13 protein-coding genes are annotated in these 14,749 nt (G+C 34.9%); 3 read left to right on the top strand and 10 right to left on the bottom strand.

Features of this window, described 5'->3' with window-relative positions:
• Positions 1 to 38: 38 nt before the first annotated feature.
• From Q4487_RS09460 to Q4487_RS09450, 3 genes are all read right to left on the bottom strand, one after another.
• Positions 39 to 1,613: a hypothetical protein gene (locus Q4487_RS09460; RefSeq protein WP_303539753.1), complete on the bottom strand. Its 1,575-nt coding sequence runs from the start codon at positions 1,611 to 1,613 to the stop codon at positions 39 to 41.
• A gap of 365 nt (positions 1,614 to 1,978) precedes the next feature.
• Positions 1,979 to 2,950, bottom strand: a complete 972-nt coding sequence (locus Q4487_RS09455; protein WP_303539756.1) for a succinylglutamate desuccinylase/aspartoacylase family protein — start codon at positions 2,948 to 2,950, stop codon at positions 1,979 to 1,981.
• Positions 2,928 to 3,818, bottom strand: coding sequence for a RimK family alpha-L-glutamate ligase (locus Q4487_RS09450; protein ID WP_100894312.1), 891 nt, complete (start codon positions 3,816 to 3,818; stop codon positions 2,928 to 2,930). Before Q4487_RS09450 ends, Q4487_RS09455 begins: the two co-directional genes overlap by 23 nt.
• Positions 3,819 to 3,984: 166 nt before the next feature.
• Here Q4487_RS09450 and Q4487_RS09445 point away from each other — a divergent pair, with 166 nt between their 5' ends.
• The 3 genes from Q4487_RS09445 to Q4487_RS09435 are packed head-to-tail and all read left to right on the top strand — an operon-like array spanning position 3,985 to position 7,449.
• Positions 3,985 to 4,662: a succinate dehydrogenase cytochrome b subunit gene (locus tag Q4487_RS09445; protein WP_100894311.1), complete on the top strand. Its 678-nt coding sequence runs from the start codon at positions 3,985 to 3,987 to the stop codon at positions 4,660 to 4,662.
• Positions 4,663 to 4,676: 14 nt separating this feature from the next.
• The gene (locus tag Q4487_RS09440; RefSeq protein WP_303539761.1) at positions 4,677 to 6,692 is read left to right on the top strand and encodes a fumarate reductase/succinate dehydrogenase flavoprotein subunit; all 2,016 of its coding nucleotides are present in this window, start codon (positions 4,677 to 4,679) and stop codon (positions 6,690 to 6,692) included.
• 10 nt (positions 6,693 to 6,702) lie between these two features.
• Positions 6,703 to 7,449 (top strand): succinate dehydrogenase/fumarate reductase iron-sulfur subunit, encoded by a 747-nt coding sequence (locus Q4487_RS09435; RefSeq protein ID WP_100894309.1) that lies wholly within the window; start codon positions 6,703 to 6,705, stop codon positions 7,447 to 7,449.
• An 87-nt stretch (positions 7,450 to 7,536) separates the two neighbouring features.
• Here the strand turns inward: Q4487_RS09435 and Q4487_RS09430 are convergent, their stop codons facing one another.
• The 7 genes from Q4487_RS09430 to Q4487_RS09400 form a co-directional block, all read right to left on the bottom strand.
• Entirely contained in the window at positions 7,537 to 8,079 is a 543-nt protein-coding gene (locus tag Q4487_RS09430; protein WP_303539764.1) for a thioredoxin family protein, read from the bottom strand.
• A 479-nt stretch (positions 8,080 to 8,558) separates the two neighbouring features.
• Positions 8,559 to 9,212: a 3-oxoacid CoA-transferase subunit B gene (locus tag Q4487_RS09425; RefSeq protein WP_100894307.1), complete on the bottom strand. Its 654-nt coding sequence runs from the start codon at positions 9,210 to 9,212 to the stop codon at positions 8,559 to 8,561.
• A gap of 40 nt (positions 9,213 to 9,252) precedes the next feature.
• On the bottom strand, positions 9,253 to 9,591 hold the full coding sequence (locus Q4487_RS09420) for a hypothetical protein (protein ID WP_100894306.1): 339 nt from the start codon (positions 9,589 to 9,591) through the stop codon (positions 9,253 to 9,255).
• 20 nt (positions 9,592 to 9,611) lie between these two features.
• A complete protein-coding gene (locus Q4487_RS09415; protein ID WP_303539768.1) occupies positions 9,612 to 10,307 on the bottom strand; it encodes a CoA transferase subunit A in 696 nt (231 codons plus the stop codon).
• A 16-nt stretch (positions 10,308 to 10,323) separates the two neighbouring features.
• Positions 10,324 to 12,666 (bottom strand): penicillin-binding protein 1A, encoded by a 2,343-nt coding sequence (locus Q4487_RS09410; RefSeq protein ID WP_303539770.1) that lies wholly within the window; start codon positions 12,664 to 12,666, stop codon positions 10,324 to 10,326.
• Between the two features lie 2 nt (positions 12,667 to 12,668).
• Positions 12,669 to 13,154 carry a gliding motility lipoprotein GldH gene (locus Q4487_RS09405; RefSeq protein ID WP_100896794.1) on the bottom strand — a complete coding sequence of 162 codons (486 nt, stop codon included), beginning with the start codon at positions 13,152 to 13,154 and terminating at the stop codon, positions 12,669 to 12,671.
• Complete coding sequence (locus Q4487_RS09400) at positions 13,141 to 14,505, bottom strand: regulatory iron-sulfur-containing complex subunit RicT (protein WP_303539775.1); 1,365 nt, start codon at positions 14,503 to 14,505, stop codon at positions 13,141 to 13,143. The genes Q4487_RS09405 and Q4487_RS09400 overlap by 14 nt, the downstream gene beginning before the upstream one ends.
• Between the last annotated feature and the right edge of the window lie 244 nt (positions 14,506 to 14,749).

Raw genomic sequence — 14,749 nt, 5'->3', positions numbered from 1 at the left:
TGATACAGGGATCTTTTTAGTAAAAATATGTGTTGTTTTTATCTAGGTAACCCCTTTATTATTACAATTTGAGATCCTTCTAGGTAAGGTGTGTCTCCTAGCCAAGGGTGTTGTAAAGATTGAGTTCCGCCGTCTACACCAGCAAAATCATTACTTTTCCAGTAGTGAGGCTGTAAGGCTAGCATAAATGTATCTGGTTCGCCTATTTTATCAGAGATATCTATTAAAGAACCAAATTCGCCACTTAAGCCAGTAGTTTTATCAATAGCTAAGTCGTTTCTAACAACTAATTCTAGTACTTTTTTAGAGTTGTTTCCTTCTAAATCTGACTGATAAATATAAGCAGCGTGTCCTCTGCTAAAAGAGTTAGGGTCTTCTTGTGTGTAAATATAGTTTTCTGTTACACAAATGTTGTCTGGACTTTGTAGCATTGCTAAATTACCATCCATATTATTTGTATCTGTATTACCACTTATAACTTGCGTTAATTTACCTTCTAATGGGTTAGTTGAGTCTAGTTCTAACTTGTAAACTGTACCCCAATCGTTATATGTGCCTCTTCCTGGTCCACGGCCTGTAACTGCAAAATATACGTTTCTAGCATTTGCATCACTCCCTTTTTGGTAATCTACGTCTTCAACTCTCATAAACTGAGATGCAAAAACGTTATTACAAGCTGTTTCCATTTCATCAATAGTTAAGCTAGAACCGTTTACTATTTCAACAAATTCTACATCATACGTTTCTTTAAAATCTAGGTTGCCCTCGTTGTATTGCGTATTTGCTGCTACATCCATAATTGCACCAGCGCCATCTGACACTTGCTTTAAGCGTAAAACATATATTTTACCTCCTGTTAAATCTGCATCACCGGCAGTAGAATGGTACATAATAACCTGACCTTCAGAACCAGAAGAATCATCATCGCCACCAACTATTACAGTTTGCCCTGCGTATGCACCTTGTGGTAATGGTGTAGCATTTTCCCAAGCAAATTCACCCAATGCATCTAAGCCAAAATCAGCAGTTGGTGTAGGGGTTTCTATTAGTGGGTCTATTCCTTTTACATCAAAATTAAAAGCTTCGGATGCAGATAAAAACAAATCTTTTGTGCCTCCGTGAATTTCCTTTTCCCACATTGTGCCAGAACACTGGCGAGCAAAATCTGCAACGCTAGAGTTTAGTAAATATGTAGCATCTGTAATATTAAACTGTTTATCTAAAGATAGTCTTGCAACAGCAAAATGATCTTCAAAATTTACAACATACTCATATCCTTCTCCGTTTTTAATTAGTCCGGCACCATCTGCGCCCCCACCAATTCTAAAGTCTGTTCCGTTAAAATTTAACTCATCACTAGAGCTTACTAAGGAGTATGCTTCTACAAAGTTAAATTGTCCATCTAGGGCAATTAATGGCTTCATATTAGATTTGTTTTCAAATATAGATGCAGTAGGTGTAAAGTCTTCACCATCTTCTCCGTCCTGACCGTTAATTCCGTCAATACCATCTTTTCCGTTTGTTCCGTCAATTCCGTCCTCAGGATCGCAGCTAATAATACTTGCTCCTATTAAGGAAAATGCAAATGCCCTAACTAATAATTTTTTGTACATTTTTAAAGTGTTGTTGGTTATTATTTCTCGAGGGCAAAACTATTATACAACGCAACCAATATTGTTAAATCATTATGGTGTTTGTATTACCTTAATTTTGTCTTTACGTTAACACTTTAAGTAAAGGTTATTAATTGTAATTATTCTTAATAACAGATGTTCGTTAACAAACCAACTAGTTTGTTTGTTGTTTTGATATATTTTGACTGAGGAGATATAACCTGTGGGAATACAGTTTAAGATCGATAAAATACACGTTTTAAATTGATGAAGCTTGAATTAATTGCATAAGCAGACTGATTAGTTTGTAAAAACGAAATTAAAAATTGAAGATGTTGGCGTTAAAATTGAAGAATTAGCCCTAATTAAGCTAATTCTCCTATGTGAAAAAGGGCTTCCCCTTGGTTAACTACAGCTTGGTGATTAATACAAAAAACACAACCAGTAAATGGTGCTTTTATTTCTTTATTTCGTTTAGAAAAAGCATCGGTAACAATGCCAATAACAGCTCCTTTTTTTATGTCGCTGCCATTTTTAATTTTTGGTAAAAACATTCCGGCTGTTGGTGCACGTAACCATTTTCTGTTGGTTAAATAAACTGTTTCTTCTTTTTCTGCTATTAATGCTTCTGGTTTATTTAGCATATTAAAGTGATGCAGAATATTTAAAATACCTTGTACACCTTGTTGAATAGAATATTCATCTATACGCATACTTTCACCGGCTTCATATACAATAGTTGGTATCCCTTTTGTAAAAGCCGTTTTTCTAAAAGATTTAGGTATAAGGTCTGATGAAAATGTAAAAGGAGCATTAAAAATAGTGGCTAACTTTTTACTGTTTGTATCTGCTGCGGTATATCTTGTTTGGGGATAATTAGACCTTCTGCCACCACCTGTGTGTAAATCCACACCAAAATCTATCTGAGGAAAAATTTCTCTAGAAAAATGATACGCAATTCTGCTTGCTAATGAGCCCGATTTTGAGCCAGGAAAACTTCTGTTTACATCTTTACCGTCTGGTAGCTCTCTAGAAAAATGTATAAATCCAAAAATATTTAAAATTGGTACAGCAATAATGCTCCCTTTGTCAACATTAAAATACTTTTTGTCTAACATTCTGCGTACTATTTCTATGCCGTTAATTTCATCGCCATGTAAACCAGCTTGCACCAATAAAGTTGGTCCCGGATTTTTAGAGTTAAATACGTAAATAGGAATATCTATAATTGTACCTGTTGGTAGTCTATCTATCTTTATGCTTACCAGTTTCTCTTGTCCAGGTTTAACACTTTCTGTGCCAATAGTAATGGTTTTATTTTCTTCTTTTAAATGCATTTTTCTCTACGTATTCTATAATTTTCTCTGCAACGTTAATTCCTGTGGCACTTTCTATACCTTCTAAGCCAGGTGATGCATTTACCTCTATTAACAAAGGACCGTTTTTAGATCGTATTAAATCTACGCCAGCAACTCCTAAATCTAATTGTTTAACTGCTCTAAGTGCTATTTTGCATTCAAAAGCTGTTGGCTCTATCATTTGTGCAGTTGCACCTCTGTGTACATTAGACCTAAACTCACCTGCTTCGCTAGTTCTTTTCATACTAGCAACAATTTTGTTGCCTACAACAAAAATGCGAATATCTTCTCCGTTAGATTCTGCTATAAACTTCTGAATTAGAATACTCGTATCCATCTTGTAAAACGTATCTATAATAGACTTGGCAGATTTTTTAGTCTCTGCTAATATTACGCCAAGACCTTGTGTGCCTTCTTGCAGTTTAATAATTACGGGTGTTCCTCCAAGTAATGCTATTTGAGATTCTATATTATTTGGATTTATAGAAAACAATGTTTCTGGAATAGGAACACCACATCTAGACATAATTTGTAATGTTTTTACTTTATTACGGGCTTTTATAATGCTTAAAGATTTTACAGTGGTAAAAACACCATTTAACTCAAACTCTCTAACAACAGCAGCACCGTGTCTTGTTACCTTGTTTCCTATTCTAGGAATTATAGCATCAAACTCATTTGTAATGTCTTCTTCATTAAGGTATACTTTGGGTGTATCTGCACCAAGTTTAACAGAGCACTTAGTGTGGTCTATTAACTCTATGTAATGCCCTCTTTTTTCTGCTTCTTGTGCAATTCTACGGGTAGAATATACTGCCATACTAACAGAAAGTAGCCCAATGTCCATCTTTTAGATCTTAATAATTTTCTATGAATATCGGTCAAAAATAATAATTAAGAGAATTGTTACTCTAACTTTCTTTAAATTAATTCTAAATATGCTACATAATCAGGGCAAAGTTTGTTGATAACTTAATTGCGTCGTAAATTTGTAGAACAAAAACTAACAACAAATGAGCGGATTTTTTAAATCTTCAATTGGTAGAAAGTATGCAATGGCACTTTCTGCTTTATTTTTAATGTTTTTTCTACTTCAGCACTTTGCTATTAACATTTTATCGGTATTTAGTCCAAACGCATTTAATGAGGCCTCTCATTTTATGGGTACTTTTTGGGCTGTGCAGTATTTATTACAGCCGATTTTAATTTTTGGAGTAATGTATCATTTTATAATGGGCTTTATTCTTGAATTTAAAAATAGACAAGCAAGAGTAGTAAAATATGCTAAAAATAATGGAGCAGCTAATTCTAGCTGGATGAGTAGGAATATGATTTATAGCGGTTTGGCTATACTAGGTTTCTTGGTGCTTCACTTTATTGATTTCTGGTTACCAGAAATAGACACAAAATACATCCAAGGCGATATGTCTGGATTATTAGCAGATGGCGAAGGCTTTCGTTATTACGAAGAGCTAACGCACAAGTTTGTTAACCCATTAAGAGTTGGCGCTTATGTTTTGGCATTTGTGTTTTTATCTTTACACCTTATGCACGGATTTAGTTCTGCGTTTCAATCTTCTGGAGTTAGCTCTATGAGAAAACAAAAGCTTCAGGCTTTTGGTAAGGCTTATGCTATAATACTTCCTTTAGGATTTATTTTTATAGCCCTTTTTCATTATTTTAATCATTAATAATATAGTATCATATGTCTGTATTAGATTCTAAAGTACCTAAAGGCCCTCTTAAAACTAAGTGGACCGATTATAAAAACCATATAGATTTAGTTAACCCGGCTAACAAACGTAACATAGATGTTATTGTTGTTGGTACTGGTTTGGCAGGTGGTTCTGCTGCTGCTACATTAGCAGAGTTAGGTTACAATGTAAAAACATTTTGCTACCAAGATTCTCCGCGTAGAGCACACTCTATTGCGGCACAAGGTGGTATAAATGCAGCAAAAAATTACCAAGGAGATGGAGATTCTACTTACCGTTTGTTTTATGACACGGTTAAAGGTGGTGATTACCGTTCTCGTGAGGCAAACGTTTATCGTTTGGCTGAGGTTTCTGCCAATATTATAGATCAGTGTGTAGCACAAGGGGTTCCCTTTGCACGTGATTACGGCGGATTATTAGATAACCGTTCTTTTGGAGGAGTATTAGTTTCTAGAACTTTTTATGCTAAAGGACAAACAGGACAACAGTTATTATTAGGAGCATATTCTGCAATGAACAGACAAATTGCACGTGGTAAAATTACACCGTTCAATCGTCATGAAATGTTAGATGTTGTAAAAATAGAAGGTAAAGCGCGTGGTATTATTGCTCGTAACTTAGTTACAGGAGAAATAGAACGTCATTCTGCACACGCAGTTGTAATTGCTTCTGGTGGTTATGGTAACGTTTATTTCTTGTCTACAAATGCAATGGGTTCTAATGCAACTGCTGCTTGGAAAATACATAAAAAGGGAGCATTTTTTGCAAACCCTTGTTATACTCAAATTCACCCAACGTGTATTCCGCGTTCAGGAGACTATCAATCTAAATTAACATTGATGTCAGAATCTTTGCGTAATGATGGTCGTATTTGGGTTCCTAAAAATATGGATGATGTTTTAGCAATTCGTGAAGGCAAGAAAAAGCCGACCGATTTGTCTGAGGATGAAAGAGATTATTACTTAGAAAGAAGATATCCTGCATTTGGTAACTTAGTACCGCGTGATGTTGCGTCTAGAGCAGCAAAAGAACGTTGTGATGCTGGTTACGGTGTTAATGCAACTGGTGAAGCTGTTTATTTAGATTTTGCCTCTGCTATTGAAAGATATGGTAAAGAGCAGGCTAAAATTCATAATATAGCTAATGCTTCTGCAGATAAGATATATGAGTTAGGTGCTGCAATAGTTAAGGCTAAATACGGTAACCTTTTTCAGATGTATGAGAAAATTGTAGATCAAGATCCTTATAAAACTCCAATGATGATATACCCAGCGGTACATTATACAATGGGTGGTGTATGGGTAGATTATAACTTAATGACTACTGTAGACGGTTTATACTGTATTGGTGAAGCAAACTTTTCTGATCACGGTGCAAACAGATTAGGAGCTTCTGCTTTAATGCAAGGTTTAGCAGATGGTTATTTTGTTTTGCCTTATACAATTGGAGATTATCTTTCTCACGAAATTAGAACAGGTAAAATTCCTACTGATACACCAGAGTTTGATGCTGCTGAAAAGGAAGTGACAGATAAAATTAACTTCTTTGTAAATAATAAAGGATCTCATTCTGTAGATTATTACCATAAGAAATTAGGTAATATTATGTGGGAGAAATGTGGTATGTCTCGTAACGCACAAGGGTTAAGAGAGGCAATGGTAGAGATTAAAGAATTACGTGAAGATTTTTATAAAAACGTTAGTGTTCCTGGTAATGCTAATGAATTAAATAGCGAATTAGAGAAGGCTGGTCGTGTAGCAGATTTCTTAGAGCTAGGAGAGTTGTTTGCAAAAGATGCTTTGGAAAGAGAAGAGTCTTGTGGTGGTCACTTTAGAGAAGAGTCTGTAGAGTTAGATGGTGAGCAAAAGGGTGAAGCTAAGCGTAATGATAAAGAGTTTGCTTTTGTTTCTGCTTGGGAATATAAAGGAGAACCTGGAGATGCTATTTTACACAAAGAAGACCTTGAGTTTAACGAAATTGAATTAAAACAACGTTCATACAAATAAGATAGACATTATGAATTTAACACTTAAAATTTGGCGTCAAAAAGATGCTCAATCTAAAGGTCAGATGGTCGATTATAAGGTGACTGAGATCTCAGAACATATGTCTTTCTTAGAAATGATGGATGTTTTAAACGAACAGTTAATTAACTCTGGTGAGGAGCCAGTAGCTTTTGATCATGATTGTCGCGAAGGTATTTGCGGTATGTGCTCTATGTACATTAATGGTGAAGCTCACGGACCAGATAGAGGGGTAACTACTTGTCAATTACACATGCGTATGTTTAAAGATGGTGATACTATTACAATAGAGCCATTTAGAGCAGCTGCATTTCCTGTATTAAAGGATTTAGTTGTAGATAGAGGTGCTTTTGATCGTATACAACACGCAGGTGGTTATATATCTGTAAACACTTCTGGTAATACACAAGATGCTAACGCAATTCCTATTTCTAAGCACGCTGCAGATGAAGCTATGGATGCTGCAACTTGTATTGGGTGTGGTGCTTGTGTTGCAAGTTGTAAAAACTCTTCGGCTATGTTGTTTGTAGGAGCTAAAGTATCTCAGTATGCTTTATTGCCACAAGGACAAGTAGAAGCAACAGACCGTGTTAAAAATATGGTTGCTCAAATGGATCTAGAAGGTTTTGGTAACTGTACTAATACAGGTGCTTGTGAGGTAGAATGTCCTAAAGGAATTTCTTTAGAGAACATTGCACGTATGAACCGTGAATTTTTATCTGCAAACATTAAAGGATAAGCTAAAATAAGTTACAGCGTAACTATTTAAATAAAATTAAAAATCCCAAGTTGTATGTACAGCTTGGGATTTTTTATGTTTTGCTTTTTAATCAGCGTAATTTGGAATGTAAGTACTGCCTGTTACAATAGCTTTTAAATCCTTTTCTAGGCTTATTACGGGCGATTCTACTATTCGGTTAACTTCCTTATTGTTCTTGTATAAAATAAACGTGGGAACGTGTGTAATGTTTAATCCCTTTTCTTCTCCTCCAGGACTTTTTTTGTAGTTATTTTTTGCATTGTCTACAGCCACTATGCTAAAATTTTCCATGGGAAAGTTAGCGGCTTCTAGTATTTTATAAAAAGGAGGTGTTTCTCTTTTGCTATCTCCGCACCAAGTGCCCATAAAAGCAACTATTTTGTATTCTTTTAAATCTTCTTTTATTGTTTTTAGTGTTTTTGTGTCTACCTTATAGTCATTATAATTAGGTGTAAACCAATTTGCAAATGAGTTTTGTGTTAAATCAGACTTGCTAATCTTGCCTAGTAAGCGCTCTCTGTTGTTGTGGTCTTTTGGAATTTGTGCAGAAACAGATGTAACAAATAAGAGAAGTGCTAGTATTAGTGTTGTGTGTGTGATTTTTTTCATTTTAACTGAATTTTATACTAAGTTATATCCTCTAGGTAAAATAATCAAGCGTTTTAAGGCTATTTTATGATGTAATGAAGTTTGTGTGTATAAAAGGTAGGTAATTCTTATTTCTCTTTATATTGAAGGTAGTAAAAGGGTGTATTGTCTTTTTAGTGTAAAAAATCTGTTATTGAAAACTGTTTTAAAATAGAAAAGGAGCGGCATTTTAAATGCAGCTCCTTTTAATGTATTTGCTTTAAACTCATTTATGATATCATAAATAGTTTTTTTGTTAGGCTAATAATTCCAGAAAAAAAGTTCTTCTTGTAAATTACTTTCTGTGTTGTAGGATAAATTTGGGTACTCATAGTTATATTGTTTAAAGTTGTAATTTAAGGTTAAGCTTTTATACAATGTAAATATATGTGCATACTTTAAAATTGTAAAACAATTGTTGTAAAATGGCTTTTTTTTGTTGCAAGCGCCTATTTTTTTGTTTAAATATCCATCTCAGGAACATCGCCATTAATAATTAATGTTCCTTTTGTGGCTTTTTTAATTTCCTCTACAGACACCCCTGGTGCGCGTTCTAAAAGTAAAAAACCGTCTTTTGTAACCTCTAAAACGGCAAGGTTGGTTACTATCTTTTTTACACAACCAACGCCTGTTAATGGTAATGTACATTTGTCTAGTAATTTAGATTCGCCAGCGCGGTTGGTATGCATCATTGCAACAATAATATTTTCAGCAGAAGCAACTAAATCCATAGCGCCCCCCATACCTTTTACCATTTTACCTGGAATTTTCCAGTTGGCAATATCTCCGTTTTCAGAAACTTCCATAGCGCCTAAAATGGTAAGGTCTACGTGTTGTCCTCTTATCATTCCAAAACTAGTGGCAGAATCAAAAAAAGAAGCTCCAGGAAGCGTTGTAATGGTTTGTTTGCCGGCGTTAATAATATCAGCATCTTCCTCGCCTTCAAAAGGAAAAGGCCCCATGCCTAATACGCCATTTTCACTCTGGAACTCAACACTAATATCATTATTTACAAAATTGGCTACTAACGTTGGTATACCAATACCAAGATTTACATAAAACCCGTCTTGTACTTCCTTTGCTATACGTTTAGCTATTCCGTTTTTATCTAGCATAATAGTTACTATAAAATTGAATATTATTTAAGTTGATAAGCTACCTGCGTCTTATCATATATTTGTTAAAGGTGTTAGTTGCGCTACTTTCTACAGACATAAAAATTATGGGAATTCCAAATGCAACTGTTCCAATAGCTCCAAAAATAGACCATAAAATTATTGCGGTTATAAGACCAATTATAGCTCCTATAACTATTAACCTTTTGTCTTGTACTGCTGTAATTTTATTAATGTGTACTTTTTCCTTAGAGTTACAATTTTTACAATTGGTGTCAAAATTATCACCAATTTTCATATGCAAATCTCCTCTGGTTGCTATTACTGGTGTGTAGTAATTTGTTGCTTTACAAGAAGGACATCTATACGATAGTTTCATAAGCAATTTTTGTATTACTCTCAAGCTCTAACAGTACGTTGTTCTATTCTTTTTTGATAGTCTTTTCCTTGAAAAATTCGTTGCACAAATATACCAGGAACGTGAATTTCATTAGGATCTAAACTTCCTGCTGGTAGTAACTCTTCAACCTCTGCAACAGTTATTGTAGCTGCGCCACACATTACTGCATTAAAGTTACGAGCAGTTCCTTTAAATATAAGGTTCCCAGCTTCATCACCTTTCCAAGCTTTTACAAAAGCAAAGTCTGCTTTAGCGGCTTCCTCTAAAACATACATTTTGCCGTTAAACTCTCTTGTTTCTTTGCCTTCTGCTACTTCTGTACCGTAGCCAGCAGGGGTGTAAAATGCAGGGAAGCCAGATTGCGCAGCTCTGCATTTTTCTGCTAAGGTGCCTTGTGGTGTTAATTCTACTTCTAACTCACCGCTTAGCATTTGTCTTTCAAACTCATCATTTTCACCTACATATGAGGATACCATTTTTTTTACTTGACGTTTTTGAAGTAATAAACCAAGACCAAAATCATCTACACCTGCATTGTTAGATATACAAGTTATGCCTGTAACATTCAGGTCAACCAATTCTGATATTGCGTTTTCTGGAATGCCGCATAAGCCAAAACCACCAACCATAAAAGTCATATTGTCTTTTACGCCTTTAAGTGCTTCTTTAACGTTTGCTACTGTTTTTCTAATCATTTTAAATAAGAATTAATTAAAAATCAAGATCTTCTAAATCGTCATCAACGCGCTGATCTTGTTGCATTTCTTTTCTAACCTTAGCACAATCTACGTTAATAGATAGGTTTTTGGGTTTGGTGAATGCTTTGTCTGATATGCCTAAATCTTTGTTTGCATAATTTGCTTTCATATACATTCCCCATATTGGTAAGGCCATAGTAGCTCCTTGTCCATATTTAATGCCTTTAAAGTGCGTTGCTCTATCTTCACCACCAACCCAAACTCCAGTAACTAGGTTTGGCACCATACCCATAAACCAACCATCACTTTGGTTTTGTGTAGTTCCTGTTTTACCAGCTATAGGATTGCTAAGTTTATATGGGTGGCCAGTCATAACTTCTTCGTAAAATTTTGCGTTTGAATGACCTGATCTAAGTCTGGCTCCAGAGCCTTCGTTGGTTACACCTTCCATTAGGTTTACAACGGCATAGGCAACATCTTTGCTCATAACGTCTTTTGTTTGTGGGGTGTATTCATATAAAACAGTGCCGTTTTTATCTTCAATTCTTGTAACCATTACTGGTTTTACATAAACACCTTGGTTTGCAAAAGCACCATATGCGCCAACCATTTCATACACACTCATATCTGCAGTACCTAGTGCAATAGATGGTACTTCTGGTAATTCTTTAGTAATACCTAATTTTTTTGCCATTTGGACTACAGGAACAGGGCCAACTTCATCTATTAGTTTTGCTGTAACTGAGTTTACAGAATTTGCTAGAGCTTTTTTAAGTGTCATCATTTCTCCAGAATACTTACCATTTGAATTTTTAGGGCACCAAGCATCTGTATTGCCGTGCTTGCCAGCAGCAATACAATGTTGTGTATCCATAATAGAATCACAAGGAGATAAACGTAATTGGTCTATAGCGGCAGCATAAACAAATGGTTTAAATGTAGAACCTGCTTGTCTAGATCCACTATACACATTGTCATACTGAAAATACTTGTAATTTATACCGCCAACCCAAGCTTTAACATGTCCTGTTTGTGGTTCCATAGACATCATTGCTGTTCTTAAAAAAGATTTGTGATACCTAACAGAGTCTAAAGGGGACATTACTGTGTCTTTGTTTTTTGTTTTGCTTGTCCAGCTAAAAACCTTCATTGGAATTGGCTTTTCAAAAATGGCTCTCATTTCTTTTTCAGATTTGCCATTTCTTTTCATAGCTCTCCATCGGTCAGAAGATTTCATGCCTCGTTCTAAAATTCTATTAATTTCGCTCTTATTTAGGTCTAAAAACGGAGCATTTTTATTGCGTTCAGGTGTGTTTTGAACAAAAAACTCAGCCTGTAGTTTTGTCATGTGTTTTTCTACAGCTACTTCTGCATTTTTTTGCATTCTAGAATCAATAGTAGTGTAGATTTTTAATCCGTCTAAATACAGATTCCATTTTTCTCTTTCTCCTTTTAAAGCTGGTTTAGGGTTTTTCTTCGCCCAGTCGTTCATAAAACCTTGCAAGTACATTCTAAAATATGTGGCAAGACCTTCTTTGTGGTTTTCAGGAGAAAAGTTTAAGCTTAATGGTATTTGTTGTAAAGAGTCTTTGTCTTTTTGGGTAATGTAGCCGTATTTGGCCATTTGTGCTAAAACTACATTCCTGCGGTTTAAAGTTCCCTTTGGGTTTCTTTTAGGAGTAGGGTTGTATAAAGATGAATTTTTAAACATACCTACTAACATAGCAGATTCCTTAACATCTAAATCTTTAGGTTCTTTGCCAAAGTAAATACGAGAAGCAGAACGTATACCATCTGCATTGTTGCCAAAATCATAGATGTTAAAGTACATAGCTATAATTTCTTCTTTTGTGTATTGGCGTTCTAAACGAGTTGCAATAACCCATTCTTTAATTTTTTGAGTGTAACGTTGCCATCCTCTAGCAGCTAAGCCGGTAAATAATTGTTTAGCTAATTGTTGAGAAATGGTACTAGCTCCACCTTTTTTTCCTAAATAGAAAAATGCTCTTAAGGTACCACGTGCATCTATACCAGAATGTTCAAAATAACGAGCATCTTCAGTTGCAACTAGGGCGTCTACCAAGTGTTTTGGTAGTTGGTCATAAGCAACATCTGTTCTGTTATCATCTAAATAATACTTACCTAAAAGTTCTCCGTCAGAAGATATAATTTGACTAGCTAAATTTGTTTGTGGGTTTTCTAAACGTTCAAAATCTGGTAATTCTCCAAATGCACCCATAGATGCTAGCAGAAATACTAGTACGGCAGAAACTATACCTACTACAAATAATATCCAAAACCATTTTACAAATTTTAAAAATGGTTTACTCTCTTTTTTCTTTACAGCCTTTGCCATTGCTATTCTTTAATTTTTTCTATTTGATACCCAACATCTGTGATGCCTTCTAAATTTGCTACGCCATTAACGCTTCCGTTTTTACGCATAGCTTGTGATATTTGTAATGTATATACGCCGTTTTCTGGAAAAACGATGTTTTCTTTAAGCCATAGTTTATTTTCTTTAACGCTGCCATTGCCTTTACCTAGCCATTCGCCGTTTGGTTGTGCCATTTGATACTCTAAAGTATCTTTTATAATGGTTCCATTTGGGAAACTTAATTCTGATATTAAAAATAAGTTACTGTAAGGAAATGTGTTGTCATTTCTTAGATTGATAAAAACATTATATCTGTTTATTGTATCTGGGGCATTAAAAGAAAAATCTACGGGTTCATCTTTATTCCAGACACCATTTTTGGTTGCCTTGTATTTGGTTTCTACAATGTTAGAGTTGCAAGCTCCTAAGAGTACAAGTAAAAAAATGATAAAACTATTTCTTAGCATTTTTTGTGGGTCTTTTTTTGTTAGTGTTGTTGTTGCTATTTGGGTTGTTATTTTTTTTGTTTGCAACAGGTCTTTTTTTAGCCGGGCTTTTGGCGTTATTTTCCTTGTTGTTAGGGTTAGGCTTTGATTTTGGTTTTGGCCTTTTACCTTTAGGGTTGTTGTTGTTGTTGTTGTTGTTGTTGTTGTTGTTGTTGTTGTTGTTGTTGTTGTTGCGCTTTTTATTGTTATTGTTGCGCCTCTTTTTGTTAGATTTTTTAGGCTTGTCAAAACGTGTTAAGCTGTCTTGGCCAACAACATTTTCAAACACCATTGCTTTTTCTTCAATTACATCCTCTACAGCATAATCTTCTAGACTAGTAATTCTCTCTTTTTGTCTGTTTAAGGCAACAAGTTCATTTACTTGGTGCTTGGTAAGCATATGCCAGTTAGCGGGATCATCCTTGTATGAAAACCATAGCATCTCCTTAAAAATGTCGGTTTTTTGACAATAAGCAACTCCTTTTTCTGTAAATATTTTTGTGTCTTGACCAGGAAAGTCCTTTAAGGCATCTATGTATACATCTAACTCATAATTTAAACAGCACTTAAGCTTGCCGCATTGTCCAGCAAGTTTTTGTGGGTTTAAAGAAAGCTGTTGGTAACGAGCTGCAGCTGTACTAACAGATCTAAAATCTGTTAACCAAGTAGAGCAACATAATTCCCTGCCACACGAGCCAATACCTCCTAAGCGTTGTGCTTCTTGTCTGTATCCAATTTGACGCATTTCTATACGAATAGAAAATGCTTTTGCCATATCTTTTATCAGCTGTCTAAAATCTACTCTATCTTCTGCGGTGTAGTAAAATGTAGCCTTAGAGCCATCTCCTTGAAACTCTACATCAGAAATTTTCATTTGCAGTTTTAATGCAATTGCAATTTCTCTAGCGCGTTTTTTTATGGCTTCTTCACGATCTCTGCAATTTTGCCATGTGTCTACATCTTTCTGGTTTGCTTTTCTGTATAATTTTAAAACATCTTCACTATCTATAGCAACTTTTTTCTTTTTCATTTGAACTCTAACAAGCTCGCCTGTAAGTGTTACCATACCAACATCATAACCAGATTTGGCCTCGGTTACTACTAAGTCTCCTATTGCAAGAGATAACTTATCTGTATTTTTAAAAAATTCTTTTCTACTGTTTTTAAAGCGTACCTCTACGCAATTAAAAGGCTCTGCGCCGTTTGGCAACGACATATTAGAAAGCCAATCAAAAACCGTTAATTTATTACAGCCATCTGTTCCGCAAGTACCATTGTTCTTACATCCTTTTGGTTGGCCGTCTTTACCAGTTGAACAACTGCTACAACCCATATTATATATATTGATTTGACTAAAAAAACAAAGCTGCTTTCTGTCAAAAAAGGTTCATATTAATTTACTTAACCGTAAAGATACTATTTTTAAGTTGAAAATAATAAGGAGGTACTTTATTGCATAATGTTAATTATGTAAAATTGAAAATTCAGCCTTAAGAATGAGTCAGTTTTAATTAAAAAAGGCAGTTAAAATCTCTTGATTTTAACTGCCTTTAAAATGTATTTTTGAGTTTGTAAAA

The organism is Cellulophaga sp. 3_MG-2023 (assembly GCF_030546975.1).
Taxonomy (GTDB): domain Bacteria; phylum Bacteroidota; class Bacteroidia; order Flavobacteriales; family Flavobacteriaceae; genus Cellulophaga.
Note: the sequence above shows the minus strand (reverse complement) of the source record. Positions and strands in the feature narration are given on the sequence as shown.

Excerpts from the sequence above, each read along its gene's own strand:
- Q4487_RS09445 (WP_100894311.1), top strand. The coding sequence starts at position 3,985 with ATGAGCGGATTTTTTAAATCTTCAATTGGTAGAAAGTATGCAATGGCA.
- Q4487_RS09405 (WP_100896794.1), bottom strand. The coding sequence starts at position 13,154 with ATGCTAAGAAATAGTTTTATCATTTTTTTACTTGTACTCTTAGGAGCT.
- Q4487_RS09460 (WP_303539753.1), bottom strand. The coding sequence starts at position 1,613 with ATGTACAAAAAATTATTAGTTAGGGCATTTGCATTTTCCTTAATAGGA.
- Q4487_RS09420 (WP_100894306.1), bottom strand. The coding sequence starts at position 9,591 with ATGAAACTATCGTATAGATGTCCTTCTTGTAAAGCAACAAATTACTAC.
- Q4487_RS09455 (WP_303539756.1), bottom strand. The coding sequence starts at position 2,950 with ATGCATTTAAAAGAAGAAAATAAAACCATTACTATTGGCACAGAAAGT.
- Q4487_RS09425 (WP_100894307.1), bottom strand. The coding sequence starts at position 9,212 with ATGCTAGATAAAAACGGAATAGCTAAACGTATAGCAAAGGAAGTACAA.
- Q4487_RS09450 (WP_100894312.1), bottom strand. The coding sequence starts at position 3,818 with ATGGACATTGGGCTACTTTCTGTTAGTATGGCAGTATATTCTACCCGT.
- Q4487_RS09430 (WP_303539764.1), bottom strand. The coding sequence starts at position 8,079 with ATGAAAAAAATCACACACACAACACTAATACTAGCACTTCTCTTATTT.
- Q4487_RS09410 (WP_303539770.1), bottom strand. The coding sequence starts at position 12,666 with ATGGCAAAGGCTGTAAAGAAAAAAGAGAGTAAACCATTTTTAAAATTT.
- Q4487_RS09400 (WP_303539775.1), bottom strand. The coding sequence starts at position 14,505 with ATGGGTTGTAGCAGTTGTTCAACTGGTAAAGACGGCCAACCAAAAGGA.
- Q4487_RS09440 (WP_303539761.1), top strand. The coding sequence starts at position 4,677 with ATGTCTGTATTAGATTCTAAAGTACCTAAAGGCCCTCTTAAAACTAAG.
- Q4487_RS09435 (WP_100894309.1), top strand. The coding sequence starts at position 6,703 with ATGAATTTAACACTTAAAATTTGGCGTCAAAAAGATGCTCAATCTAAA.
- Q4487_RS09415 (WP_303539768.1), bottom strand. The coding sequence starts at position 10,307 with ATGATTAGAAAAACAGTAGCAAACGTTAAAGAAGCACTTAAAGGCGTA.